General features: G+C 48.5%; 23 protein-coding genes and 3 pseudogenes. 17 read left to right on the forward strand and 9 right to left on the reverse strand.

From position 1 onward, the window contains the following. Positions 1-7 precede the first annotated feature (7 nt). Together ligA and DI44_RS14625 are read left to right on the forward strand one after the other, a co-directional pair. Complete coding sequence (gene ligA / locus DI44_RS14630; RefSeq protein ID WP_014194775.1) at positions 8-2,020, forward strand: NAD-dependent DNA ligase LigA; 2,013 nt, start codon at positions 8-10, stop codon at positions 2,018-2,020. Beyond that, complete coding sequence (locus DI44_RS14625; RefSeq protein WP_014194776.1) at positions 2,017-3,240, forward strand: CamS family sex pheromone protein; 1,224 nt, start codon at positions 2,017-2,019, stop codon at positions 3,238-3,240. Before ligA ends, DI44_RS14625 begins: the two co-directional genes overlap by 4 nt. Before the next feature lie 200 nt (positions 3,241-3,440). Here the strand turns inward: DI44_RS14625 and DI44_RS0116860 are convergent. Then, positions 3,441-3,803: pseudogene (locus tag DI44_RS0116860) on the reverse strand (transposase); the annotation flags it as partial. 131 nt (positions 3,804-3,934) lie between these two features. Then, positions 3,935-4,429, reverse strand: a pseudogene (locus tag DI44_RS0116865) (transposase); the annotation flags it as partial. Between the two features lie 184 nt (positions 4,430-4,613). Here DI44_RS0116865 and DI44_RS14620 point away from each other — a divergent pair. Continuing rightward, on the forward strand, positions 4,614-5,171 hold the full coding sequence (locus tag DI44_RS14620) for a TIGR00730 family Rossman fold protein (protein ID WP_011229787.1): 558 nt from the start codon (positions 4,614-4,616) through the stop codon (positions 5,169-5,171). A 7-nt stretch (positions 5,172-5,178) separates the two neighbouring features. On the opposite strand, the pseudogene DI44_RS17685 reads toward DI44_RS14620, so the two are convergent. From DI44_RS17685 to DI44_RS14610, 3 genes and pseudogenes are all read right to left on the reverse strand, one after another. Beyond that, a pseudogene (locus DI44_RS17685) lies at positions 5,179-5,469 on the reverse strand (FAD-dependent oxidoreductase); the annotation flags it as partial. A gap of 135 nt (positions 5,470-5,604) precedes the next feature. Next, positions 5,605-6,381, reverse strand: coding sequence for a VOC family protein (locus DI44_RS14615; protein ID WP_014194778.1), 777 nt, complete (start codon positions 6,379-6,381; stop codon positions 5,605-5,607). A gap of 29 nt (positions 6,382-6,410) precedes the next feature. Continuing rightward, positions 6,411-6,959: a hypothetical protein gene (locus DI44_RS14610; protein WP_014194779.1), complete on the reverse strand. Its 549-nt coding sequence runs from the start codon at positions 6,957-6,959 to the stop codon at positions 6,411-6,413. Between the two features lie 622 nt (positions 6,960-7,581). Between DI44_RS14610 and gatC the strand changes: the two genes are divergently transcribed. The 14 genes from gatC (at position 7,582) to DI44_RS14545 (ending at position 22,301) form a co-directional block, all read left to right on the forward strand. Next, positions 7,582-7,872, forward strand: coding sequence for an Asp-tRNA(Asn)/Glu-tRNA(Gln) amidotransferase subunit GatC (gatC, locus tag DI44_RS14605; protein ID WP_014194780.1), 291 nt, complete (start codon positions 7,582-7,584; stop codon positions 7,870-7,872). 12 nt (positions 7,873-7,884) lie between these two features. Next, on the forward strand, positions 7,885-9,342 hold the full coding sequence (gene gatA, locus DI44_RS14600; RefSeq protein WP_011229791.1) for an Asp-tRNA(Asn)/Glu-tRNA(Gln) amidotransferase subunit GatA: 1,458 nt from the start codon (positions 7,885-7,887) through the stop codon (positions 9,340-9,342). Positions 9,343-9,355: 13 nt separating this feature from the next. Next, positions 9,356-10,786 carry an Asp-tRNA(Asn)/Glu-tRNA(Gln) amidotransferase subunit GatB gene (gene gatB, locus DI44_RS14595; RefSeq protein WP_011229792.1) on the forward strand — a complete coding sequence of 477 codons (1,431 nt, stop codon included), beginning with the start codon at positions 9,356-9,358 and terminating at the stop codon, positions 10,784-10,786. A 175-nt stretch (positions 10,787-10,961) separates the two neighbouring features. After that, entirely contained in the window at positions 10,962-12,266 is a 1,305-nt protein-coding gene (locus DI44_RS14590; protein ID WP_011229793.1) for a homocysteine synthase, read from the forward strand. A gap of 518 nt (positions 12,267-12,784) precedes the next feature. Next, on the forward strand, positions 12,785-13,864 hold the full coding sequence (locus tag DI44_RS14585; protein ID WP_011229794.1) for an ISL3 family transposase: 1,080 nt from the start codon (positions 12,785-12,787) through the stop codon (positions 13,862-13,864). Positions 13,865-14,170: 306 nt separating this feature from the next. Next, entirely contained in the window at positions 14,171-15,451 is a 1,281-nt protein-coding gene (locus DI44_RS14580) for an IS110 family transposase (RefSeq protein WP_033024550.1), read from the forward strand. A 434-nt stretch (positions 15,452-15,885) separates the two neighbouring features. Further along, on the forward strand, positions 15,886-16,275 hold the full coding sequence (locus tag DI44_RS14575) for a hypothetical protein (protein ID WP_011229796.1): 390 nt from the start codon (positions 15,886-15,888) through the stop codon (positions 16,273-16,275). Positions 16,276-16,392: 117 nt separating this feature from the next. Further along, complete coding sequence (locus tag DI44_RS14570; RefSeq protein ID WP_011229797.1) at positions 16,393-17,274, forward strand: NADH dehydrogenase; 882 nt, start codon at positions 16,393-16,395, stop codon at positions 17,272-17,274. Continuing rightward, positions 17,258-17,998: a hypothetical protein gene (locus DI44_RS14565; RefSeq protein WP_014194784.1), complete on the forward strand. Its 741-nt coding sequence runs from the start codon at positions 17,258-17,260 to the stop codon at positions 17,996-17,998. Before DI44_RS14570 ends, DI44_RS14565 begins: the two co-directional genes overlap by 17 nt. Then, positions 17,995-18,696 carry a hypothetical protein gene (locus tag DI44_RS14560; protein ID WP_011229799.1) on the forward strand — a complete coding sequence of 234 codons (702 nt, stop codon included), beginning with the start codon at positions 17,995-17,997 and terminating at the stop codon, positions 18,694-18,696. The genes DI44_RS14565 and DI44_RS14560 overlap by 4 nt, the downstream gene beginning before the upstream one ends. 13 nt (positions 18,697-18,709) lie before the next feature. Beyond that, entirely contained in the window at positions 18,710-19,363 is a 654-nt protein-coding gene (ccmA, locus tag DI44_RS14555) for a heme ABC exporter ATP-binding protein CcmA (protein WP_011229800.1), read from the forward strand. 7 nt (positions 19,364-19,370) lie between these two features. After that, positions 19,371-19,856 (forward strand): lanthionine synthetase LanC family protein, encoded by a 486-nt coding sequence (locus DI44_RS0116870; protein ID WP_241766358.1) that lies wholly within the window; start codon positions 19,371-19,373, stop codon positions 19,854-19,856. Positions 19,857-20,197: 341 nt separating this feature from the next. Continuing rightward, complete coding sequence (locus DI44_RS14550) at positions 20,198-20,896, forward strand: response regulator transcription factor (RefSeq protein ID WP_008881436.1); 699 nt, start codon at positions 20,198-20,200, stop codon at positions 20,894-20,896. Then, complete coding sequence (locus DI44_RS14545) at positions 20,883-22,301, forward strand: HAMP domain-containing sensor histidine kinase (protein ID WP_033024551.1); 1,419 nt, start codon at positions 20,883-20,885, stop codon at positions 22,299-22,301. Before DI44_RS14550 ends, DI44_RS14545 begins: the two co-directional genes overlap by 14 nt. Positions 22,302-22,394: 93 nt before the next feature. Here the strand turns inward: DI44_RS14545 and DI44_RS14540 are convergent, their stop codons facing one another. Genes DI44_RS14540 through DI44_RS14525 form a run of 4 tightly spaced genes read right to left on the reverse strand, consistent with a single transcriptional unit; the run spans position 22,395 to position 25,128 of the window. Then, positions 22,395-22,829: a NisI/SpaI family lantibiotic immunity lipoprotein gene (locus tag DI44_RS14540; protein WP_033024553.1), complete on the reverse strand. Its 435-nt coding sequence runs from the start codon at positions 22,827-22,829 to the stop codon at positions 22,395-22,397. Positions 22,830-22,883: 54 nt separating this feature from the next. After that, complete coding sequence (locus tag DI44_RS14535; protein ID WP_033024554.1) at positions 22,884-23,672, reverse strand: lantibiotic immunity ABC transporter MutG family permease subunit; 789 nt, start codon at positions 23,670-23,672, stop codon at positions 22,884-22,886. Between the two features lies 1 nt (position 23,673). After that, a complete protein-coding gene (locus DI44_RS14530; protein WP_033005348.1) occupies positions 23,674-24,420 on the reverse strand; it encodes a lantibiotic immunity ABC transporter MutE/EpiE family permease subunit in 747 nt (248 codons plus the stop codon). A gap of 15 nt (positions 24,421-24,435) precedes the next feature. Further along, positions 24,436-25,128 carry a lantibiotic protection ABC transporter ATP-binding protein gene (locus tag DI44_RS14525; RefSeq protein ID WP_033024555.1) on the reverse strand — a complete coding sequence of 231 codons (693 nt, stop codon included), beginning with the start codon at positions 25,126-25,128 and terminating at the stop codon, positions 24,436-24,438. Positions 25,129-25,276: the final 148 nt, after the last annotated feature.

Genomic DNA, 25,276 nt, shown 5'->3' on the forward strand with positions numbered 1-25,276 from the left:
TGAACGTATGGACCGCCAACAAGCCGAACGGCGCGCGGCCGAGCTGCGCGAACTGCTGCACCGCTATGGCTACGAATATTATGTGCTCGACCGGCCGTCCGTCCCGGACGCCGAGTATGACCGGCTCATGCAAGAGTTGATGGCCATCGAGGAACAGTATCCGGAATTGAAAACGAGCGACTCGCCGACCCAGCGCATCGGCGGCCCTCCGCTTGAGGCGTTTCGCAAAGTGACGCATGTTGTTCCCATGATGAGTCTCGCGAACGCGTTTGACGAAGGGGATTTGCGCGATTTTGACCGCCGCGTCCGCCAAGAGGTCGGCGAAGCAGCGTACGTGTGCGAGTTGAAAATCGATGGTCTCGCTGTCTCCGTCCGCTATGAAGATGGTTATTTCGTCCAAGGGGCGACGCGCGGCGACGGAACGACCGGCGAGGACATTACGGAAAATTTGAGAACGATCCGTTCACTGCCGCTTCGGCTGAAGGAGCCGGTGTCGCTGGAGGCGCGCGGCGAGGCGTTCATGCCGAAAGCGTCGTTTTTGCGCTTGAATGAGGAGCGAAAAGCCCGAGGCGAGGAGCTGTTTGCCAACCCGCGCAACGCTGCGGCTGGCTCGCTCCGCCAGCTCGATCCGAAAGTGGCGGCGTCGCGCCAGCTCGATTTGTTCGTTTATGGTTTGGCCAATGCTGAAGAGCTTGGCATTGAGTCGCACAGCGAGGCGCTCGACTACTTACAGGCGCTTGGGTTTAAAGTGAATCCCGAGCGGCGGCGCTGCGCCAACATCGATGAGGTGATCGCCTTCGTCAACGAGTGGCACGAAAAACGGCCGCAGCTGCCGTACGAGATCGACGGCATCGTCATTAAAGTCGACTCGTTCGCCCAACAGCGGGAGCTTGGTGCGACGGCAAAAAGCCCGCGCTGGGCGATCGCCTACAAATTCCCAGCCGAGGAAGTGGTGACGACGCTCATCGGCATTGAGGTGAACGTCGGCCGCACGGGCGTCGTCACTCCGACAGCGATCTTAGAGCCGGTCCGCGTCGCCGGCACGACCGTGCAGCGCGCCACTCTTCATAATGAAGATTTTATACGGGAAAAAGACATTCGCATCGGCGATGCGGTCATCATTAAAAAAGCGGGCGACATCATCCCGGAAGTGGTCGGCGTCGTCGTCGACCGGCGCGACGGGGATGAAACGCCGTTTGTGATGCCGACGCATTGTCCGGAATGCGAAAGCGAGCTCGTCCGCCTAGATGGAGAAGTGGCGCTCCGTTGCTTAAACCCGAAATGCCCGGCCCAGCTGCGCGAACGGCTCATCCATTTTGCCTCAAGAGCAGCGATGAACATTGAAGGGTTGGGCGAAAAAGTCGTCACCCAACTGTTTAACGCTGGCCTCGTCCACGATGTCGCCGATTTGTACCGGCTGACGAAAGAACAGCTCATCGGTTTGGAACGGATGGGCGAAAAGTCAGCAACCAACTTGCTTGCAGCGATTGAGGCATCGAAGCAAAACTCGCTCGAGCGGTTGCTGTTCGGTCTTGGCATCCGCTACGTCGGAGCGAAAGCCGCCCAACTTTTGGCTGAGCATTTTGAAACGATGGAGCGGCTGGAAAAAGCGACGAAAGAGGAATTGATGGCCGTGCCGGAAATTGGCGAGAAAATGGCGGACTCGATCATCGCCTTCTTTTCCCAGCCAGAAGCGGCCGAGCTGCTCCATGAGCTGCGGCTTTACGGCGTCAACATGGCATACAAAGGGCTGAAGCGGGCGGCTGAAGCGCCTGCTGACTCCGCCTTCGCCGGCAAAACGGTCGTCTTGACCGGCAAACTCGCGTCGATGTCGCGCAATGAGGCAAAAGAAGAGATTGAACGGCTCGGCGGGCGCGTCACCGGCAGCGTCAGCCGCAGCACCGACATCGTCATCGCCGGTGAGGACGCCGGATCGAAGCTGGAGAAAGCCCAGCAGCTTGGCATTGAGATTTGGGACGAATCACGATTTTTGCAAGAGATCAGCAGGGGGAAACGATGAAACGAATCTCACCACTTCACAGTTTGGTTGCCTGCCGTTGGACGAATCGGGCCCGAAAGCGGTTGGCCGCTGTCGGCCTCGCTTCGATTTGTTTGTTGTCTGCGTGTGCGCCGAAGTTTGACAAAGGTGAGGAAGTCGTGCAAGACAAAGGCAGCAAACAGCAAGAAGCCGTCATCCCGAAATACAACATTGCCGACTCGTATTACCGCGTCATCCTTCCGTTCAAACCGTCCGGGGCCCGTGGGGAGGTCGTCAATGATTTAAATACGCGCCTTGATGTCGACGAATTTGAGACGGGGCTCATGCGCTTGGCCACTGAGCAGTTTCCGTCGGATGAGTACTTGTTCCAAGAGGGGCAATATTTAGACAGCGAGACGGTTGGAAAATGGCTCGCTCGCAAGAAGACGACTCGCCAGCTGAAGGAAGAGAAAATGAAGCCGGAAGACAACATCGGCTTAAACCCACCGATCAGCGACACGGGAACAAACGAACAAAAAAACAAACAAAGCCCGATTTATTTGGCAAGCATTTTGGAACATGATTATTTGGTGAAGATCGACAACGACAAAGTGAAGCTCGGCGGCATCGCTATCGGCCTGGCGTTAAACTCCGTCCACTATTATTCGACCGAGCAAGGCTATCCGCGGGAGGTCAAAATCAAAGACGATGTCATCGAACGGGAAGGAAAGCGGATCGCCGCCGAGGTGCTGAAGCGGCTGCGGAGCATGAAAGGGCTTGGGAACGTGCCGATTACGATCGCCCTGTACAAACAAGCGCCCCGTTCATCTGTTGTTCCAGGCCACTTTTTCGCCGTCGCCCATGTCGATGAAGGAAGCAGCACCATCGATGATTGGGAGGCGGTAAACGAGGAATATTATTTATTCCCGTCCGATGAGGCGGAAGAGAACCATCGTGATGACTGGCTCAAATTCAACAATTTTAAATCAGATGTTGAAGACTTTTTCCCGAACTACACGGGCATCGTCGGCAGAGGGTTGTACGTCAACGACCAGCTTCAGAAGTTAACGATCAACATTACGATGCCGTTTTACGGCAAAGCGGAAGTGATCGGCTTTACCCAATACGTGACCGGCTTGGTGATGGAAAAATTCCCGGACTACATCACCGTTAATGTCTACATCGCCTCGGCCGGCCAGCCGGAAAGCCTCATCGTGCGCCAGGCGAAAGCAGACGAGCCGTTTGTGCATATTTATCAATGACAACGTGCCGCATCCTCTCTGGACGAGCCAGAGGGGATGTGTTTTTTGCGACGTTGCGGTTCGAAAAGGCTGGTGTAAACGGATTCGGTGGCAGCCCCTGTCGGTGTGATTTGCCGGATGGGGGACAGACTGGTGAACTACCCCCACTTAATTTTCTAGCGAAAATTTGAAGTGGGGGCTTCCAAAGAAGTTTGACTGCTTCAAGCAATCCTTATTCTTTGAGGCGTGTCCACTTCGCCGCTAGAGCATAAGACACTCAGGTCTACAGCTTTACTTTTCTTTAAGATGTTTAATGCGCCATTGACATCCTGTTTACGAGTGGTGCCTTTGATTTTTTGCTTATCTTTCATGCTTTGAAGTCTGGCATTTTCTTTGTTAAACCATTGATTTATACTTTTTAATCTCCGCCCATCAATGATGAATGATCTGCCGTCTGATGTGACACAAGTGGCAACATTGTTTAATCCTAAATCAATTGCCAGTGCTTTTTGGTCATTTAATTCTCTTTGATCTTCAGGCATTTCATATTTGTACTGAATCTCAAAGAACCTGGCATGATGCTTAGAAGGCCAGTGATTTAGTGAAAAAAACCGCAAAAGTCGTCCTCTTCTCAACTTGAGAAACCTTGTGCGATCGCCCCTCTTTGCCAGTCCGAAAGAATGGATTCGGAAAATGGGTCGTTTTTCACCATCCCTTTAGGAATGATTTCAATCTGCTTAATCTTTTTGTCCAGTAACACAGGCGGAATCGTTATCGTGATAGGCTTGTGAGTCTTTTTAAATAGGCGAGAATACGGTATCGTGAATTTGTTGCCGTCTATACGAATCTGGCCAATGATCAGTGAATGAAAGCCATCTTTTTTAAGATATTTTGGAATACTGATAGCCTTGTGGTCATATTTTCCTTGTTTGGCAAGACTGATCAAACCAAAGAAAGATTTAAAGGCTTCATTGACCTTTTTTAAAATTTGCTGTGCCATGTTGCTGTTTAACAGCTTATAGTTTTCGTTAGTTTTTGCAAGATGATAGTTTTTCTCATAATTAAGAAATTCCTTGTGTTCAAAATAGTATTGTCTGACATTGTACAATCCGACGTTGTACATGTTCTTGGCAATATGGCACAGTTCTCGAAGAGTCAAGTATTCTTCTTTGGTCAAACCATTTAGCTGTTGTTTGATACAAAAATACATTTTTTCACCTCCCATCTAACTATATTATACTATATTTTACTGAATCTATCCTATTTTCAGCAAAATATAGTTAAGGCGATTCATCTCCCACTTACTCCGCTTCGCTTTGTTGAAGTGGGAGTCTTCTCGCCTAATTAAGATAAAATAATGAAGACCTAGATGCGAGTAAAGGTGTGTCGCGATCATGAAAGCCATCTGTGTGTTTTGCGGATCAAGTTATGGACAAAGCGTAAAATACAAGGAAGCGGCGAAAGCGCTCGGAACGTTTTTAGCCCGAAGCGGCATTACGCTCATTTACGGCGGAGGGACACGGGGCTTGATGGGAGAGGTTGCTGAGGCGGCGCTCCGTCATCAAGGGCGCGTGGTTGGGATCATTCCGCAATTTTTGAAGGACCGGGAAGTGGCGCATAATCGGTTGAGCGAACTGTTGGTCGTCGATACAATGCACACCCGCAAAGCGAAAATGTACGAGGCGGCCGACGGATTTATCGCCATGCCAGGGGGTTATGGAACGTACGAGGAGCTGTTTGAAGTGCTCTCGTGGTCGCGCGTCGGCCTCCACCAAAAACCGATTGGCCTGCTTAACGTGGAAGGGTTTTTCGATCCTCTTCTTCATTTGCTTCGGCATACAGTTGACAGCGGATTCGCCGCGCCGGAAGACCTTGAGCTGATTGTCAGCGCCGAAGACGTTCCGACGCTGTATGGACAGATGAACACATTTTGCCGTCGCCGCCACTCTTGACCGTGGACGGGTGAAGCGGCAAGTTGAATTTTTGGATGTATTCCAGCGTCAAAGCATGGGTGTGAGGAATGCGCATCGCGCCGGCTTCGAGATACTGGTCGTCGCGAAAGTGGGAGCGGAGCGTGTAGATGCGGCCGCCGACCCGCTCGGATGCTTCTAAGATGGTGACGCGATGACCCGCCTGCTTCAGCAATGACGCTGCGACAAGTCCGGCCATTCCGGCGCCGATGATGACGATATGTTGAGGCGCCGTCGTTTTCTTTAAGCCGTGGCGAATAATCGAGATCATCGTTTCCATTGAGAGTTTTGGAGAAACATACGGGTGGGACACGGTTGGACTCCCCCTTTGCCGTTTTCACCGCGCGAGGATGAAGGTGCGGTTATTCCATCTTATTCCGCGGCAAAGGGGAGTATGTGAGAATAGGAATGCCCGTCACGGCCTGGAAACGATATACGTCGCGCCATCGATTTCGATGGAGCGCTGTTCCTGCACCCCCACAATCCGGCACGAAAACGGGCGCGTTGATGGATGACGTCGGTCAGCCTCATAGAACCGAATCGCAATGCCGCCGACAGCGAGCTTCGCATACGCTCCCGCCTCATCGCGCCCGACATCGGGTTTGGGCAAGTCAAACAGCCGGCGGTAGCCGTTGACTGCCCGCTGGAGACCGAGGGTGTAGATGCTAATTGACGACAGCGAAACAGAGCCAATCGGGTGTCTCATGAGCGGCGCCAGCTCGTTCATCCGCACGTCATCGCCGTCGCCCCATTGGATGAAAAACGGATAGCGAAATGCACCGTCTGTGTCGTCTTCGATAAACAGCATCGACCATGTCAGCCGCTTGCCGTCATCGCGCTCGCGGCTGCCGGGGAGCGGACCGATTGGGGTAAACCCGTTTCGTTTGAGATGTGCCGCCACCGCTTCGATGTTGTTCGTGCGGAAGGCAAATTGGGAGAAGCCGTTTCCTTCTTGGCGGTCGGCGACAAGCTGGGCGATGAGCGGATTTCCGCACGTTCTCGCCGTCTGTCTATCAGCAATGCCGATCCATTCAATGTAGCGCAAATGCTCAAAGTAACATAAGGCGTTGTACGTTCCCCATGACGGATGGCGGCCGCCGTGGATGGCTGTAAACCCCCATTGTTCAAACGCCGTTTTCGCTTGCTCCGGTCGTTCGGTTAAGTGGACGAGATGGTCAAACGCGACATTCATGGCGGCGACCTCCTCCTAGATGGAATCGATCAGCGGAACAACATTTCTTTCAGCTTGTAAATGATTCGTTCGTTGTCGACGGTGCGGTGGGCGATAAAATTCAAGTCCAGCTTGATGTCTTCGATTTGGGCAGTCAATTGTTCGTAACGGGAGTCTATTTTTTGTTCGAGGCGGTCCACCGTTTGTTTCAATGAGGCAAATTCCTGGTGAAGCTGGTGGACGTCGGCGGCGAGAGCTTCCAGTTTGGCGTCTGTTTCGTCTTGGCGGTGGAGGAGAGCAGCTACGATGCCGTTCAATTCCGTTTGCCCAGCGCGAAGCGAATCTTGTTCTTGACGCAGACGCTGTTGTTCCAGGCGGATTTCCTGCTGCTCTTTTCGAATCTCTTGTTGTTCTTTTCGGATTTCTTGTTGTTCTCTCCGAATTTCTTGTTGTTCTTTTCGGATTTCTTCTTGTTCCTGGCGAATGGCGATTTGTTCACGCTCGAGCCGCTCTTGCCCTTCGACAAGCAGGCGGAGCGTGCCGTCCATCGCGTTCAAGCGGTCGAGCACTTGGGCGAGCAAAGCGTCACTCATCGTCATGATTCCCCCTTTTTCGTCCGTTACAGCCATTATAGTACATATGTTCGGGATTGTCAATCAAGAAAATTTGAACATCCATGGCGGACAAACTCCTTCACATTCCTTGTTTGTCAAGGATTTATTCCATATCGGTGCAAAAAAATCCTCCCGATTTTTGTCAGGAGGGTTCTCCCATGGAAGCGAATACTTTTGGCAATGCGATGAAGATTACGTAATCTGCATATGTCCATGGATGATTTTGATTTGGCAGCGACATGCAATTTCCCTCCTTGTGCTTTCATTTTATCGTATTTCTTTGAATAAAAAAAGGCGTCACGAGCGATTCCTTCCTGTGTCTAAAATAGGAGCTCGTCCTTTTCCTCCCATCAACCGTTTACTCATGCGTGTGCCATCCCATCGTGCGCTGTTCAGGAAAACGAAATATTCCTACATCAAACATCAAATCCCCCCGGTTTCACGCCTGCCTTCGCTATTGGGAGATGTTATGGAACGTTGTATTCATTTGCATCGTGAATATATAGATTGATTCTCGCCCAGAACACGTGGCAACGGTTGCTTCATTGGATAAAAGTTTGGTATCATCATGGTATTGTGATAGGTCGAACTCGTTGGAGGTGAAACTATGTCGCGAATTTCCATTGACCAAGTGAAACATGTCGCCGATTTGGCGCGGTTGGCGATTACGGATGAAGAGGCCGAGATGTTTACGAAACAGCTCGATGCGATTATTACGTTTGCTGAGCAGCTGAATGAATTGGATACGGAGAACGTTCCGCCGACTTCGCACGTGCTTGATATGAGAAACGTGATGCGCGAGGATATTCCAGAACCGGGGCTGCCGCGCGAAGAAGTGTTGAAAAACGCGCCAGATCAGCAAGACGGCCAGTTCCGTGTGCCGGCCATTTTAGAGTAAGGAGGGGGATTTATGTCGCTTTTTGACCATTCCGTGTCAGAATTACATACGTTGCTGAAGAAAAAAGAAGTGTCGATTTCCGATTTAGTCGACGAATCGTACCGCCGCATCGATGAAGTGGAAGAGAAAGTGCAAGCGTTTTTAACATTAAATGAAGAACAGGCGCGGGCGAAAGCGAAAGAGTTGGATAACCAGCTCGCCAAAGGCGAAGAAACGAACCCGCTGTTCGGCTTGCCGATCGGCATTAAAGACAACATCGTCACAAAAGGGCTGCGTACGACATGCGCCAGCAAAATTTTGTACAACTTTGACCCGATTTACGACGCCACTGTCATGGAGCGGTTGAATGCCGCAGGGACGATCACGATCGGGAAGTTGAACATGGACGAGTTCGCCATGGGCTCGTCGACGGAAAACTCCGGGTTTCAGCTGACGCGCAACCCGTGGGACTTAGAGCGCGTTCCGGGCGGCTCGAGCGGCGGTTCGGCGGCGGCGGTGGCGGCCGGCGAAGTGCCGTTTGCTTTAGGTTCTGATACGGGCGGTTCGATCCGCCAGCCGGCAGCGTTTTGCGGGGTTGTTGGCTTGAAGCCGACGTACGGACGCGTCTCGCGCTTTGGCCTCGTCGCGTTTGCCTCGTCGCTTGACCAAATCGGCCCGATTACGCGCACGGTCGAAGACAACGCGTATGTATTGCAAGCGATCGCGGGCGTCGACCCGATGGATTCGACTTCAGCGAACATTCCAGTGCCGAACTATGTGGAGGCGTTAACGGGCGATATCAAAGGGTTGAAAATCGCTGTGCCGAAAGAATATTTAGGTGAAGGCGTCGATGAAGGCGTGCGCCAGTCAGTGCTTGCGGCGCTTGCCGTGCTTGAGAAGCTTGGCGCGGCGTGGGAAGAAGTGTCGCTGCCGCATTCAAAATACGCCTTGGCGACGTACTATTTGCTCGCTTCGTCCGAGGCATCAGCGAACTTGGCTCGCTTTGACGGCGTCCGCTACGGCTATCGGACGGACAACGCGAAAAACTTGATCGATATGTATAAACTGACGCGAAGCGAAGGGTTTGGGGCGGAGGTCAAGCGCCGCATTATGCTCGGGACGTTCGCGTTAAGCTCGGGCTATTACGATGCGTATTACAAAAAAGCGCAAAAAGTTCGGACGTTGATCAAGCGCGACTTCGAAAACGTATTTGAACGATATGACGTCATCATCGGCCCGACAACGCCGACGCCGGCGTTTAAAATCGGCGAGAAAACGAGTGATCCGCTGACGATGTACATGAACGACATTTTAACGATTCCAGTCAACCTTGCGGGTGTACCGGCGATTTCTGTGCCGTGCGGCTTTGTTGATGGCTTGCCGGTCGGCTTGCAAATTATCGGCAAGCACTTTGATGAAAGCACCGTCTACCGCGTCGCCCACGCTTTTGAACAAGCGACCGACTACCATAAGCAAAAACCGGTGTTGTAAGGGAGGTTAGGTGATGAACTTTGAAACGGTCATCGGACTTGAGGTGCACGTCGAGCTGAAAACGAAATCGAAAATTTTCTCCAGCAGCCCGAACGCGTTCGGCGCGCCCCCGAACACGCAAACGAACGTCATTGACTTAGGGTATCCAGGCGTGCTGCCGGTGTTGAACCGACAGGCGGTCGAGTTTGCGATGAAAGCGGCGATGGCGTTAAACTGCGAAATCGCGACCGAGACGAAATTCGACCGCAAAAACTACTTTTATCCGGACAACCCGAAAGCGTACCAAATTTCGCAATACGATCAGCCGCTTGGCCGAAATGGCTGGATTGAAATTGAAGTAAACGGAAAAAAGAAAAAAATCGGCATCACCCGCATCCATCTCGAAGAAGACGCCGGCAAGCTGACGCATACGGGCGACGGCTATTCGCTCGTGGATTTTAACCGTCAAGGGACGCCGCTCATTGAGATCGTCTCCGAGCCAGACATCCGCTCGCCGGAAGAAGCGTACGCCTACTTGGAAAAATTAAAAGCGATCATCCAATATACCGGCGTTTCCGACTGCAAAATGGAAGAAGGGTCGCTTCGCTGCGACGCCAATATTTCGCTTCGCCCGCTCGGTTCGGACAAGTTCGGCACAAAAACGGAATTGAAAAACCTCAACTCGTTCAACTTCGTCCGCATGGGGTTGGAATACGAAGCGAAGCGGCAGGAGAAAATTTTGCTTTCAGGCGGCGTCATCCGCCAAGAAACGCGGCGCTTTGACGAAGCGACGAAAACGACCGTCCTCATGCGCGTCAAAGAAGGATCGGAAGACTACCGCTACTTCCCGGAGCCGGACTTGGTCATGCTCTATATTGACGACGAATGGAAAGAGCGTGTCCGCGCCTCGATTCCGGAGCTGCCTGACGCCCGCCGGAAGCGGTATATCGAGGAGTGGGGCTTGCCGGAATACGACGCCAAAGTGCTGACGCTGACCAAAGAAATGGCGGATTTCTTCGAAGCAACGGTCGCAAACGGCGCCGATCCGAAACTGGCGTCGAACTGGCTCATGGTCGAAGTATCCGGGTACTTAAACGCCGAGCAAAAAGAGCTCCATGACATCGCGTTGACGCCGGAAAGTTTGGCTGGGATGATCAAACTCATCCAAAACGGCACGATTTCGTCGAAAATCGCGAAAAAAGTGTTCAAAGAACTCGTCGAACACGGCGGCGACCCAGAGAAAATCGTCAAAGAAAAAGGGCTCGTGCAAATTTCCGACGAAGGAGCGTTGCGCAAAATTGTGCTCGAAGTGCTCGACGCCAACCCGCAGTCGGTCGAAGACTATAAAAACGGCAAAGACCGCGCGCTCGGCTTCCTTGTCGGCCAAGTGATGAAAGCGACGAAAGGACAAGCGAATCCGCCGCTTGTCAATAAGCTGTTAGTAGAGGAAATTGGAAAACGATAATGAAACAATAGGAGGCCTGCCCACCGGCAGGCTCTGTTTTCAATAAAAATTTTTGCACTATTAAAAAAATACAATTGACAAACGTTGTGATCGAATGATAGATTTTTTATAAGAAAAAACCAATTGATTTAGTAGGATATGAAATCTCGAAGGGTCAAAGAGGGGAGAGGAAACGATGAGCAATGAACAAACTTTCCGCCCGGAGACGCTCGCCATCCACGCCGGGCAAAAACCGGATGCGGAAACGGGCGCGCGGGCGGTGCCGATTTACCAAACAAGCTCGTATGTATTCCGCGACAGCGAGCATGCGGCCAATTTGTTTGGCTTGAAAGAGGAAGGGTTTATTTACACGCGCATTATGAACCCGACAAACGATGTCTTGGAAAAACGGATCGCGGCGCTTGAAGGCGGCATTGGAGCGCTTGCGCTGTCATCGGGGCAGGCGGCGGTGTTTTATTCGATCATCAACATCGCCTCGGCGGGCGATGAAATCGTCTCGTCGTCGTCCATTTACGGCGGAACGTACAACTTGTTCGCCCATACGCTGCGCAAGTTCGGCATTACGGTGAAGTTTGTCGATCCGTCCGATCCGGAAAACTTTGAGCGGGCGATCACCGACAAAACGAAAGCGTTGTTTGCGGAAACGATCGGCAACCCGAAAAACGATGTGCTCGACATCGAAGCGGTGGCCGACATCGCCCATCGCCATGCCATTCCGCTCATCGTCGACAACACGGTGGCCAGTCCATACTTATTGCGGCCGATTGAATTCGGCGCCGATATCGTCGTCCACTCAGCGACGAAGTTCATCGGCGGGCACGGCAATTCGATCGGCGGTGTGATTGTGGACAGCGGCAAGTTCGACTGGAAAGGGAGCGGCAAGTTTCCGGAGTTCACCGAGCCAGACCCAAGCTACCACGGGTTGGTGTATGTGGACGCCGTCGGCGAAGCGGCGTACATCACGAAAGCACGCATTCAGCTCTTGCGCGACTTAGGAGCGGCACTGTCGCCGTTTAATGCGTTTTTGCTTTTGCAAGGATTAGAGACGCTTCACTTGCGGATGCAGCGTCATAGCGAAAATGCGCTCGCTGTTGCTAAGTTTTTAGAAGAGGAAGAAGCCGTCGAATCGGTCAACTACCCAGGGCTTCCGAGCCATCCGTCGCATGAACTGGCGAAAAAGTATTTGCCGAATGGGCAGGGCGCGATCGTCACGTTTGAAATCAAAGGCGGCGTCGAAGCCGGGAAAAAATTGATCGACTCGGTGAAGCTGTTCTCGCATTTGGCCAACATCGGCGATTCGAAATCGCTCATCATCCACCCAGCCAGCACGACGCATGAGCAGCTGACCCCGGAAGAACAGCTGTCCGCCGGCGTCACCCCAGGCCTTGTGCGTCTGTCTGTCGGCACCGAAGCGATCGACGATATTTTGGACGACTTGCGCCAAGCCATTCGCCAAAGCCAGACGGTGGGGGTGAAGTAGAAGTAGCGAAGCGGATATAGGAAACATTTAGAAAATATAAAGAGTGTCCTAAGCGAAAAAACAGGGCGCTCTTTTTTGATTTGCGGAGCAAACCGTTCTTCTCCTTCCCATTGTTCACGGCTTTCACTTTTGCGCAATTCCGGCACGCAAAGCAGCATCCTGAGAGCTGGCTGGCAACGATCGTGCGGAGGCCAGCGAATACACGACGGGCAGCGGGCATCACCCCCGCTTCCTTGATAGAAACCGCATCGCCTTGGCCCGAGATCTTTCTTACGCGTATGATAGCATTTAAGTTGCATATAGTGATGCTAGTTGAACGCAGCGTTCCACTAGCATCACGGGTCAATGATTTTGTATAAGCATGGATAAAATCTTCTGTTCGAAATTTTTGGCTCTTCACCACAAGTTGTACTTGAGATTTTAAGATAGGTATGCATAGAGAAAATAGAGGGTACAAAAAATGCGAATTTTCCTGTATGGTAAAGGTGACCAAGCCAACCCATTGGAGGAAAATTCGCATGTACGCTCAGTTTATCAAAGAACTCATCGATTTACCAGATGTTTTGATTCAAAAGGTGCGAAAAGAAGAAGAACGTTGGATTTTCGAACTTTCTCCCACCGAACAATGCCCGTTATGTCCTGTCTGCTTGAAGCGTACGATCAAAATGACAGGCAAAAAGAAGCAATGGATGCATGGGTATGCTCAACGGATCGGCATCTTTTGGGTGGAACTCCCTGTGGAGCGTAGACGTTGTGGCACGTGTGGCATGACATTCAGCACTTCTTATCCCGGAATTTCCCCTCGAAGTGTAGCGACGGATGCGTTTCAGCAATGGGCAGCGCAATGTTGCATCGGAACCTCCATTCAGGCGGTGGCTCGAATGCTCCAGCTTCCTTACACGACCGTTGAACGTTGGTTTTATACCCATGCCCCTTCCTTCCTATCGAATGACATCCAACCAAAGGCAGTTTGTGTCGATGAGTTTGCGTTTCGAAAAGGACATGACTACGGAGTGGCGGTCATGGATGCCGAAACGGGAGAAGTGTATGCCATTGAAGCAGGAAAGAACGAGGAAGCCATTGGACGTGCGTTGGCTCATGTGTCTGATTCTGTTCAGTATGTCGTGAGCGATTTGGCTCCAGCGATGAAAAAAGCCATTCAAGGGATGTGTCCGGAAGCGAAGCATGTGGTCGATGATTTTCATGTGATTCAGTTGTTTACAGAAGCGTTGGATCGATGCCGCAAATCCTTAGGAAAAGAGGGCAAGAAACATGGGCATGTTCGGTATGTTTGCCGCTTCTTGACCCAGTGCCCCGAGAAACTCACCGAGGAGGAACGCCAAACGGTGCAGAAGTGGCAGAACGCTTGGATTCATCGATACTTGTTTTGTCCTTGTTCCGCTGTTCGTGCCATCGCAAAAGCACTTGTCAAACGAACAGATGAAATCATTTCATGCATATTGTCTCCTTATTCGAATGGGAAGATGGAGGGAACGAATAACAAGATCAAGCTGATGAAACGTCGGGGATACGGATACCGAAATATCCAGCGTTTTGCACTGCGGGTTCGGCTAGAAACAGCTAACATACTTTCATGACAGGTGCAAGTACATCTTTTGGTGATGAACCAAATATATACCGGCACATTAGAAAAACCTTAGAATTTCAATCTATTCTAAATGTGAAAAAGGAGTTTTTCAGCTTGCTCATTAACTGCTTGGTGAAAAAAGATGGAATCTATGATGTCTTTATACATCTTTCATCAAGTAGTTAATGATAGATATCAACATATGGAAAGGAGCATTCCCGTTAGGAGCTTTTCCGGGGACTTGATCAAAAAAAGCCCTCTTGGTATGATGCAGGGGTGTCAACCACATCTCTCACCATACCAAGGAGGACTTCAGATGAATTGTACACAAAACTATAAAATTGATCAAGTTACGGAACAAACGCTTGTCGTGGGCATCGATATCGCGAAACGAACCCACTACGCCTGCTTCGTGGATGACCGGGGGCGCGTGCTTCGCAAGTCGTTCCCGATCTTCCAGTCGAAAGAGGGGTTTCAGCAGCTGTATAAAGCGATTCAGGAGGCGATGCAAGCGTTTGGGAAGTCAGAGGTGATCGTCGCGGTGGAGCCGACCGGGCACTACTGGTTGAACCTGGCCTACTTCCTCGAGGAGCACGGGATCCCGTTGGTCATGGTCAACCCGGCGCATGTGTGCCGGTCGAAAGAACTCGATGACAACCTGCCGACGAAACACGACGCCAAAGACGCCCTGGTCATTGCCAGACTGGCGAAAGACGGACGATTCCTCGTCCCCCGGCTGCTGCACGAGATTGAAGCCGATTTGCGCGTGGGGAGCACGCTCAAAGAGAAGCTCCGCAAGGAACAGACGGCGGTGAAAAACGCGATCGTCCGCTGGACGGATCGGTATTTTCCAGAGTTTTGGACCGTGTTTCGTGACTTGGGGAAAACGGCGCTTTCGGTGTTGGAGTGGACGCCGCTTCCGGCTGATATGGCCGGCCGGACGGTGGAGGAGCTTCTTGAGGTGTACCGGCAAAGCGAAGGGATGAAATGCCCGCAGAAGGCCAAAATTCAGGCGTTGATCAACACCGCGAAGGACTCGATTGGGGTGACGGAAGGGACAGCGATGGCCCGGTTTGAGATCGCCGCGCTCGTCCGCCGATACCGCCAATTGGAGGCGGAGATCGCTGCACTGGACGCCGAGTTGAAGGCATTGGTTCAAACGACGATGGAGTACCAATGGTTGAAAACGGTCGACGGGTTGGGAGACGCCATGATCATCGATCTTCTGGCGGAGATCGGCAGCTTCGCCCATTATCGGGACCCGCGCCAATTGGTGAAGTTGGCGGGCCTGACGCTCAAGGAGAACTCCTCCGGCCAGCGCAAAGGGCAAAAGCACATCTCCAAACGGGGACGGAAACGGCTGCGCTCGGTGCTGTTTCGGGCGATGATTCCGCTGATCCGGCACAACGAGGCGTTTCGCGAGCTGCATGAATATTACACGACCCGATCCGTCAACCCGCTGACCGGAAAGCAATCCATCGTCGCCTTGTGCCGGAAGCTGTTGAATGTGCTGTTTGCGATTTGTACGAAGAAACAAGCCTTTGACGCGGAGCGAATGAAACAGGACGTCTTGTCCCAGGTGCAACGGGCGGCCTAAGGCCTCCCCCTGCGAACGGAAGAATCGTTGGACAACAGGATGACACCGGAGAAGCTGGCGTGATTTTATCCATTCGACCTTGAGTCCCCAAAGGAGCTTGGCCGGCCTCCGCCTGATGACGAGACCGAACGAGGGAATGTTGGCGCGAAGACGCCCGGAGACATGGGAGGGTTCGTCCTCATCAGCGACGCGGAGATCCAAAGGGTGCATCGAATACGCTTCCTCCCACGGCAGGAAAATATGTCCAGCCGTGGCCGCGAAGCGCACCCTAGGTCTGTAAGATATCCACAAAACTGAAAAAGGATGTAAGGGATTTTGTCGAAAAATATTTTTTGGACACCCCTGAGAGGCCGAAAAGCCTTGATAAATCAACATTTCTAGAGGGAGGACGATCCTGCGTTTTCAAAATTTATTAGGGGAGAGGGGATCGAATCATGAAGGAAAAACTTAAAATGGTTACTACTTTGCTTGCTTTTATCTCATTCATTGTGGTAGGGGGAGTCAGCGCCGCATCTTATGTTACGTATGCTGGGGTTCTCCCTCGTTTTCAAGGCGATACGGAATTAGCAAGCGCCAATAAAGCGACAAACAGTAAAAGTAAAGTGGAAAATTCGGTTGTGGGCGCCGATTATAAAGCAAACATGTGGATTCAGCAAGGTTCCACGAAAGTGTCGCCAACCGCGCTGAATGTAACCGATAATGACACGCGTTATTTCACTGTCGACCAAAGTGCTGTTGGCAAAAAAGTTTCATTAATGGCGGAAAATGCATCCTTCACTTACGTTACAGTTGACATCGCAGGCAAATTTTATCCCGACAATTGATCGATTTATAGGTATGTTCAGTCAACTTGGACAAGAAAGAGGTTTTCTTGGTCGGGGCGGTCTTCTTCAATATCACAAAGAAGACCGTCCTTAACAGAAGAATTAGGAGATGATAGTATGTATATAGAATTGATCAAACTTTTGAAAAATAGGAACTTTTACATCAGCGCAGCCTGCCTGTTGCTGCTTGTCATCGGCGCCGTCGTGTTGGGGGTGAAAGATTATCGTGAAAATGTGCAGTTGCTTGAACGAATTTACCACGACAATCCAAATGTTTTCGCCTTGGCATCGCCTCACCTTGAATGGGTTGGTCTAGGAGGCTTCCGCTTTAACGTATTTTCATCTCTATATTACTTCCTTTTTCCATTATTGTTGTCGATTCCATTGGTGGATTCGATTGATCGTGAGCGAAAGAGCGGAAATGTTCATTATCAATTGACACGGATGGGAAGAAGCGCTTATTACTGGGGGAAATTTTTGTTTTCTTATATCAGCGCGTTTTTCTTGTTTCTCCTTCCTCTTCTTTTTGGCGTCGTGCTCGTCAACCTTTTGACCAACCATTGGGATTATTCGAGCTTTTCCCAGGCATATCGGCAATTGGTCAATGGCACGTTGCCGTTGCCGGACAATTCGTTTGAAGGGGAAAAGAAAAGCCTTTTTTCTCCTTTATTGGAGATCTCCCCTTATTGGTATGTTCTCGCGTATTATATCATTGGCGGATTGTTTGCCAGCGGCTACGTCTGCCTTGGGTTAGGATTTTCCTTGTTGTTGAAAAATCGGTATTTGATTACTTTGATGCCACAAATCATTTATATGGTTTGTTGGGCGGCGCTGACTATCACCAACCAATTGGCTTGGGATCCGTTTAATTTCTTAATCCCTTCACAACCAGTGGAAGGATTGTCCTATTGGAAAATCGTCATCGTGTTTGTCCTCCAATTGTTGATTGCGGTAGCGGTATTTTCATATGGAGTGAAGAAAAGTGAAGATGTTCTCTAGACAGAACGTTTTTTTTGTTTGGCAAGATTTGCTGTTGCATCGAACCGTCATCAAAATGATTTTGGGCGTCATGGCTTTGTTGATGGTGGCGGGCATCTTGCCGCTAGGAATGGTGGTGGTGGGGAAGTGGCACAGCCTCAAAGATTTTATCTTGCTTTATCGGTATGAATTTTTTCATCTCCCTGCTTTTTTGTTTCTTTTAGGTTCCGCGCTTCAAACCAATGCGTGGGTGGTGCTAAGAAGATACCGCACGCGGAGGCAAATCGGTCTTCATAAAGCGTTGCTGGTCGTCGTTCTGGCGGGGGGCGTGTCTCTTTGGGTTGCCGCAGTAGGCGGATTATGTACAATGTTTGTGAAATACGTCATCTATCCTAATATGCCAAACGCCCATGCGGCTTTTTTGTACGTGCCGCATAGTGGGGATAAAAGCTCGTTTCTCTATTTTCTTGTCATGTACTTTTTCGTCACCGCGATATACGGATTGTTGTTTGTCGCATTCATTGATTTTGGGGGGAACCGCTTTTTCGCCTTCGCTGCCGTCATCATACTGGCTGTATTGGATATGTTCACTGTGCACATGCTCCCTTATTTGTTTTACATAAGTGAACAGACGGCTCCCGTTTGGACAATCTTAGTTCTCATTGCGATGATGCTGGTGCTGGTCTATACCATTTGCCTTTCGTCAAGCCAAAAAAACTACTATGTTCAGGATGATCTTTTATGAAACCGATGCATTTGGAGTTTACCCTGATCAAAATGGATGTCAAAAGAATTGTCATCACCTGCCTCCTGTTCCCACTGTTGGGCACTTTGATGTCCAGCTGGTCAGAGGCGTTTTCTTCCCAATGCCTATCGGAGTTGTTCTCCCGCTTATTCGGAGCGGTGACGATCTCGAATTGGATGTATTGGCTGATGATTTGCTTCGGCTATGTGGTGTTGCTCCAAATCGTTTGGAAAAAGCGGGATAAATATTTTGAACATAAACTGTTCATTTTGTTGAGGGATACGACGTCGTACACGATGGCTAGGCTGCTGGCAGGTGTTCTATTTACATTGGTGTATGTCTTGTCGGTGTTTTTGATCGCTGGCGGCTTCGGTCTCTTTGTGTCGCATATGGCGTTTTCGTTTGACCGTTCGCTCGTGCTCATGTTCGTGGGCATCGCCGTGAATTTGTATTGGCACGCCAGCGTGTGGATGTTGTTGAACGTGTATGCAACCCATCACTTGGCGAATGTTGTCATTCTCGCTTTGTTTTTTGTGGGTGTCAAGATGCCAACGCCTTTTATTCCTTTGTACTACAGCATGGCGGATCTCGTGCGGAGCAGCTCGATGTTCTGGTCGGCGTTGATGGTGGAGCTCTTGTCGATCGTTGCGTTCGGGTATTGGACGATCAAGAGAGTGAAGAACGCGGATTATATGTAGGAGGTTTTCAATTATGAAGGCGATCGTCTTATCCAATGTTTCCAAAACGATAAAAGCAAGGGAAGTTTTGCGCAATATCAACTTAGAGTTGGAAAGAGGAAAGATTTATGGATTTGTCGGACCGAACGGGTCGGGAAAAACGATGTTATTCCGAGTCATCAGCGGACTTGTGAAGCCGTCCAGCGGCACGGTGGCGGTATTTGGCCAGACGTTGCACCAAGATGTATCATTTCCGAGCGATATTTCTGTTTTGTTGGAAAAACCAGGTTTCCTTGAACAATACTCAGGATTCGATAATTTGCATTTTTTAGCCATGATTCAGAACAAAATCGGCGAACGTGAGGTAAAAGAGGCGATCGAGCGAGTGGGGTTGAATCCGCATGATAAAAGGCCGGTGAAAGCGTACTCTCTTGGAATGAGACAAAGACTGGCCATCGCACAATGCATCATGGAGAAACCGCAGCTGATGTTGCTCGATGAACCGATGAATGCTTTGGATGAAAAATCGGTGGACCAAGTGTACCAAATTATTCGGGAGGAAAACAAAAGAGGCTGCACCATTTTGTTGACGTCTCACAACAAGGTGGACATTCAGTCATTATGCCATGAAGTATATTCGATGAATGAAGGGGTGATTACGGGTATGACCCATATTACGGCAGAATGACTGTCATGTGTGTAATGAGGAATACAAAAATGGCTCTGTCCTAAACAAAGATACAAGGGATGCCTGGTGTTATGGCACGCCTGGTGTTGCTTATTCGTTACTTATAGCAGGTAAAACTCTAAATAATCAATCATACATTGATTGTGCTGTCAGCGGAATGAAACTGGCAAGCAAACGGCTTTACAACATTTTTTCTCCTTCCTTCTGTCATGGTTTATCGGGAGTTGCGTATATATGCAACAGATTTTATGAAGAAACGAATATCAGCGATTTTAAGGAAGCCGCCTGCAAATTAGTCGATGATATAATAAAATTTTATAATGAGGAATTCCCTTTTGGCTTTAAAAATATTGAGGAGAGCGAAGGAAGCACGAAATATTATGATTATGTGGGACTAATCGATGGAACAGCGGGAATTTTATTGACGATATTAGCTATACAAAACTCGAAAAAAACGCCTTGGGATTGTGCATTTTTATTATCTGAAGTTTAAATGTTGTTTATATACAATGGAAAAGCCGACTGATCGATGGTTAGAGGCAAGCCGCAGAGGGGGCTCCATCATACCTTGGCGTACCGATCGGTCGAACAACTCCCTAAAAAGGGTGTTGTTCGATCGACCGGTCATCGATCAAATATGTTGGAAAAGGTTCATAGACAAGAGGTGTCTTTCACCCGGGCGTCACTCAAGACGTGCGCATTTTTTAGTAAAAAGCAACAAAGAGTAAAGCTTCACATTGCACCTATGAACAATGCAACGGTGTTATGAGATTACCCCATGATATGGGGATGGAATAGGTTAAAATGCGATTCAACTGTATGGGGGATCAAAAGATGAATAACAAGAAAATTTTGGTCGTTGATGATGATGAAGATATTTGCTGCACCATTAAACAATATTTGGAGCTTCATCATTATCAGGTAGAAACGGTCCACAGCGGCGTAGAAGCGTTGAAGATGATAAACGACGATTTTGATTTGATTGTGTTGGATATCATGATGGAAGGAATTGACGGAATGGAGCTGTGTACAATCATTCGTGATCGGGTTGATTACCCTATTGTATTTGTTAGTGCTAAAACGCTGGAGGAAGATAAGGTTCAAGCTCTGGCGATCGGTGGGGATGATTACATCACCAAACCGTTCAGCTTAAAGGAGTTAAAGGCGAGAATTGATTCTCATTTAAGAAGGGAAGAACGGATTCGTTCAAACGAGAGATATCTTTTGAGTTCTAAAAATATTACGATTGATCTTTTGGCTAACGAAGTCTTTTGTAAAGGAAAGAAATTACCGTTAACAAAAAAAGAATATGAGATTGTTAAGTTGTTGATGCTCAATAAAAAGGTCGTTTTCTCCAAAGAAAGAATCTTTGAACGAGTATGGGGGATTGACTCCGACAGCCAGTTAGACACTGTTACAGAAAGCATTAAAAATATTCGAAAGAAAATCAAGGCCGTCGATCCAGAAACCTCTTATATTCAAACATTATATGGGCTCGGTTATAAATGGGATGTGACCGATGAAAAAGAATAAAACGATTAAACGAGATTTTTATTTGTTAGTTGTGAAAGTCGTGTTGGCAACGGCAATCTCTTCGGCCGTTACTTATTTATGCTTAATCTATTTGATTATGACATTAACCACGAACGATGTGGTGAAACCGACCAATTATTTCGTGAAGGATTTGGATTTGATTGAAAAAAAGGTGAAAGAAAACGAAGAGGCGATTTTCAAGGGGAGATTAATTCCCATCCATCGTTACAGTGAAAAGATACAGGGAGAAGTTGTAGACATCAGCGGTAAGCATCTGTATGGTGATCGAGAAATTATAGACGATCAAGTGGATATTAGTCAATCGATCAACCGTGAGATTGTAAAAGGAAGCTATGTGTATCGGTTCATTCCCTTGAAGCATGATAACGCCATTCAGGCGGTATATGTGTTGAAAGCGCCTTTTGGGTTCATCATTAACAATCAAAATCGCTTCGAAGCCGTGTTGATTTATGCTGTGATGTTTATTTCTCCGTTGATCTTTTTTATTGTCTATTTGATTTTCTTTACATCTAGGCTGTACAAATCATTGTTTCATAATGTCAAATTGTTGCTCCAGGCTTCTGATCACATTGCAAGCGGGAATTTTGATTTTCAAGTCTCGGGGTTGAAAAGAAAAGAGTTTATCAAGATCCAGGATTCCTTTAATACCATGATCAGTGCACTGAAAGAAATGGTGGAACGTTTAGCAAAGACCGATGACGAACGAAAAATGATGGTATCATCGATCGCACATGATATCAGAACCCCGTTAACGGTCATCCAAGGACAAATTGATTTGATTCAAGATTTGAGAAAGTTGGACCACTTTGATGTCACTCCCCATTTAGAGATTATTCGCAAAAACTGTGGGAAGATGACCATGTTGACAGATAATTTGTCGTTGCTCTATAAAGTGGAGAATGACCACTTCTCATTGAATGGAAAAGAAGTGGATGTAAGGCAAATCCTTGAGGAGAAAAAACTAGAGATCTCAACAATGGTTTACCATCAAAAATCGATAAACATTTGCTTTGATGTGAATTTGCAAAAATCATCTTACATACTTGATGAAGCGATGTTAATGAGAGTGTTGGACAATATTTTATACAACAGCCTGAGGTTTACAAAAAGCGGAGAAATTAAGTTGGAAGTACATGATGAAAAAGAGGGGAATGAGTGTAAAATCTATTTTCGCTGTTCAGATACAGGAACGGGATTTAAAGAAAACGATACGTCTTTGTTGTTCCAGCCTTTTTACCAGGATAAGCAGTATAAAAATCATGTTGGATTAGGACTGTATATTGCCAAACGAATTGTGAATCATCATGGCGGTGAAATTTGGGCCTACAACAATGAAAAAGGCGGAGCGACGGTTGAATTTTATATTAAGGAGCTATCTGATTAATCATCCAATCTTATGGGCTTTCCGCCGTTATAGAGAGTGGAGAATGCAGCTGGGGAGGAATTTCTCTTTCCCTAGCTGACAGTCTCTAAGCCTTTATTTTCTTTTAGCAATCAAAAATTGGTGGTTCACCGTAACAGCCACTTCTTCATCTGGGTTTACGCCTTTGATGCTGTATACCCAACCAAAGTTCAAGTGAGTTCGTTTTTCATCCGTTTGATCGGGAATGACTTCGATCTTTCGCAGCTCTTTTTTACTCAAGATTTGATGATGCTCATTGATGGTGATCGTCTCCGCTACTTTCCCGATTGGTTTGTGCAATTGATGTCGATCTACTTTTGCTGCCTGAATGATGTACGTTCGGTCTTGATAGTGAATTTCTTGCAAATTGTCTTTGTTCAACTCATATTTTGGCAATTTCCGATCGATCTCCATATTTTGTGTGGCTGTCTTTTTTAAGTCACTGACAAGTGAACAACCTCCTATAAAGAGGATTCCAATCAACATGAGGAGTAAGATGGAGTTTTTCATCGTTACTCTGAAACCTCCTTTTTTACCATCCCATTGAGAGGGAGCAGTGAACTTTCATTCATGTGGTTGATTTCCTTCCCAACGATGAAACCAGACTGAACCGATGATGGTCACGATGATAAAGCCTAGAAGGGCATAGGCCATCCCTTCCCACAATGATAGCGAATAGGAATTGAACAACTGCGCCCCCAATGCTTGCTTTACTTCGGGCATCATCAAAATCGGAAATTGTGAGAGGCGAACACCCCAAGCCCAAGGAACATAGCTCCATATATGATCGCCTAAGGACGTTGCGCCAATAAGGGCGGAAATGAGAAATCCGCCGCTCCCGATGGCAATCGATGCTCCCATTCCAAAGGCAAGGCTGATGAACAGATGCAAGGAAAAAAGGATCAGTGAGCCCACGATCGAGAGCATGGCTCCTTGCAAAAATAAGTGATCATGAATGGGCGCGACGTTGAGTACGTATTTCATTCCAAAGAGCATAACCATCGTCGCCAGCAAGATATCCGCGCATGCGATGAAGATGAGCAGCGTGAGTTTGCCAACATACCATTTGATTTTGGATACAGGGCCGGCCAAGATGTTCATGAAATTTCCTGCTTTTTCTTCTTGATAGGACATCAGTCCGGTAAGCAAGGAGATGATGATCGGCAAGGAAACGGTCATCACTTCGAAAAAACCTTGGTAGATTTTCACCTGCCAAAACACGGAATGTCGGTAGTGCGAAAAATACCATACCATAAAGAGCGGATACAGGATTGGTATGATGATGACCATGATCCGAACTGCTGTGCGTTTCGTTTTGATCCATTCGGATGACAGAAGGCGAAGAAACGACATGTCAATGCACTTCCTTTCGCGAAAACCAAACGGCGGTCAGAAAAGATAGCAACAGAAACATGACAAGGGCAGTCGTTAGGCCTATTGGAATGACAGAAGGATCCAATAGCGAATTCCCTTTTTCCAAAGGAACGCCGTTCGGATGAACCCCGACGATCGGGCACATCATCCTCATTCCCCAGCTCCATGGAATGAACAGCCAGTAAGGCTGTGCAGCCATGACGACCCCTAAGGCGAGGCCGATGACACTGACAAGGATCGAGGCTGCCATCCCGAACCGCTCGGCGATAAATAATCCGATCGGGATATAGGATAAAGAACTCATCCAAATGACCAAGCTGGCAAACACCGCGACAGTAGCGGATGAGAGGCTGTTGGGCAAAAACCATTTCAATAAAACAAGCAGGACGATCAGCTCGATAGTGGAGAGCAACATATAATAGGCGATGACGGCGATTTTGCTCCACCATAGACGCACAATGCTAATGTCGAGACAACGCAGCGCTTTATCGTTTCCGGACTTTTTCTCCCTTGACACTGAAAGGGAAGCAGTCAAGGCCGTTCCAATGGGAACAAAAATCAACGGCCACCAATTAAATACCGTGTATTCAAAATAATGGCGCGTTGAATTCATGGTTGGCATGGTGATCATGGCATACAGGACAAAGAAAAGCGGAGCGATGAATATAAGTTTTTTGGCAAACGTTCGCTTGTATTTTAAGTGTTCTGACTGGAACATATTGAGCATGACTCCCATCCTCCTTCATTGCTTGTTCACAACATCGATGAAGAGTTTTTCGAGATCTTGACTCTCGTCTATTTTCCCCTCGTACCTGAGTTTTCCGTTTTGAATAATGCCAATGTAATCGGCTAATTGTTTGACTTCGGACAAAATATGGCTCGATAGGATGACGGTGATCCCGTTTTCGGCAAACGATTTAATGAGTGTTCGCAAGTCCTGGATGCCTAATGGGTCCAAGCCATTTGTCGGTTCGTCGAGAATGAGCAGTTTTGGATGGTTTAAAAGAGCTTTGGCAATTCCTAGCCTTTGCTTCATGCCAAGGGAAAATTGAGATGCTTTCTTTTTCCCCGTATTTTCTAAGCCGACGATGTTCAAAACTTCTTGGATTCGCGAGTCGGGCAAATGAAGCAATTTGGCGTGAACGAGTAAATTCTCATAGGCTGTTAAATTGCCGTAAAGAGCCGGGGATTCGATCAGTGCGCCGATATCTTTCAGGACTTTTCTGCTCCAAGGATGGCCGTTGATGACGATTTCCCCTTTTGTGGGACGCAAAAGCCCTGTCAGCATTTTTAAAAGAGTGGATTTTCCCGCTCCATTTGGCCCGAGCAATCCATAAACCGTCTGTTTCTTGACTTTAATGGATACATCATCTACGACGAGTTGTTTCCCAAACGCTTTGCTTATATGACGGGTTTCTAACATATACTCTTCCATGTTCATTCTCCTTTCATAATGGGAACATGCTAGGCGGTTCTTGACTGGCATAAGCGCAAGAATAGGACTGTTAGATCCGTGCTGTTCTCATATTAATGACTCAATCTAATGTTTTTATAAGAAAAGAATGGCTCTTCACCAAAAGTTG

Source organism: Geobacillus sp. CAMR5420, assembly GCF_000691465.1.
GTDB lineage: Bacteria > Bacillota > Bacilli > Bacillales > Anoxybacillaceae > Geobacillus > Geobacillus thermoleovorans.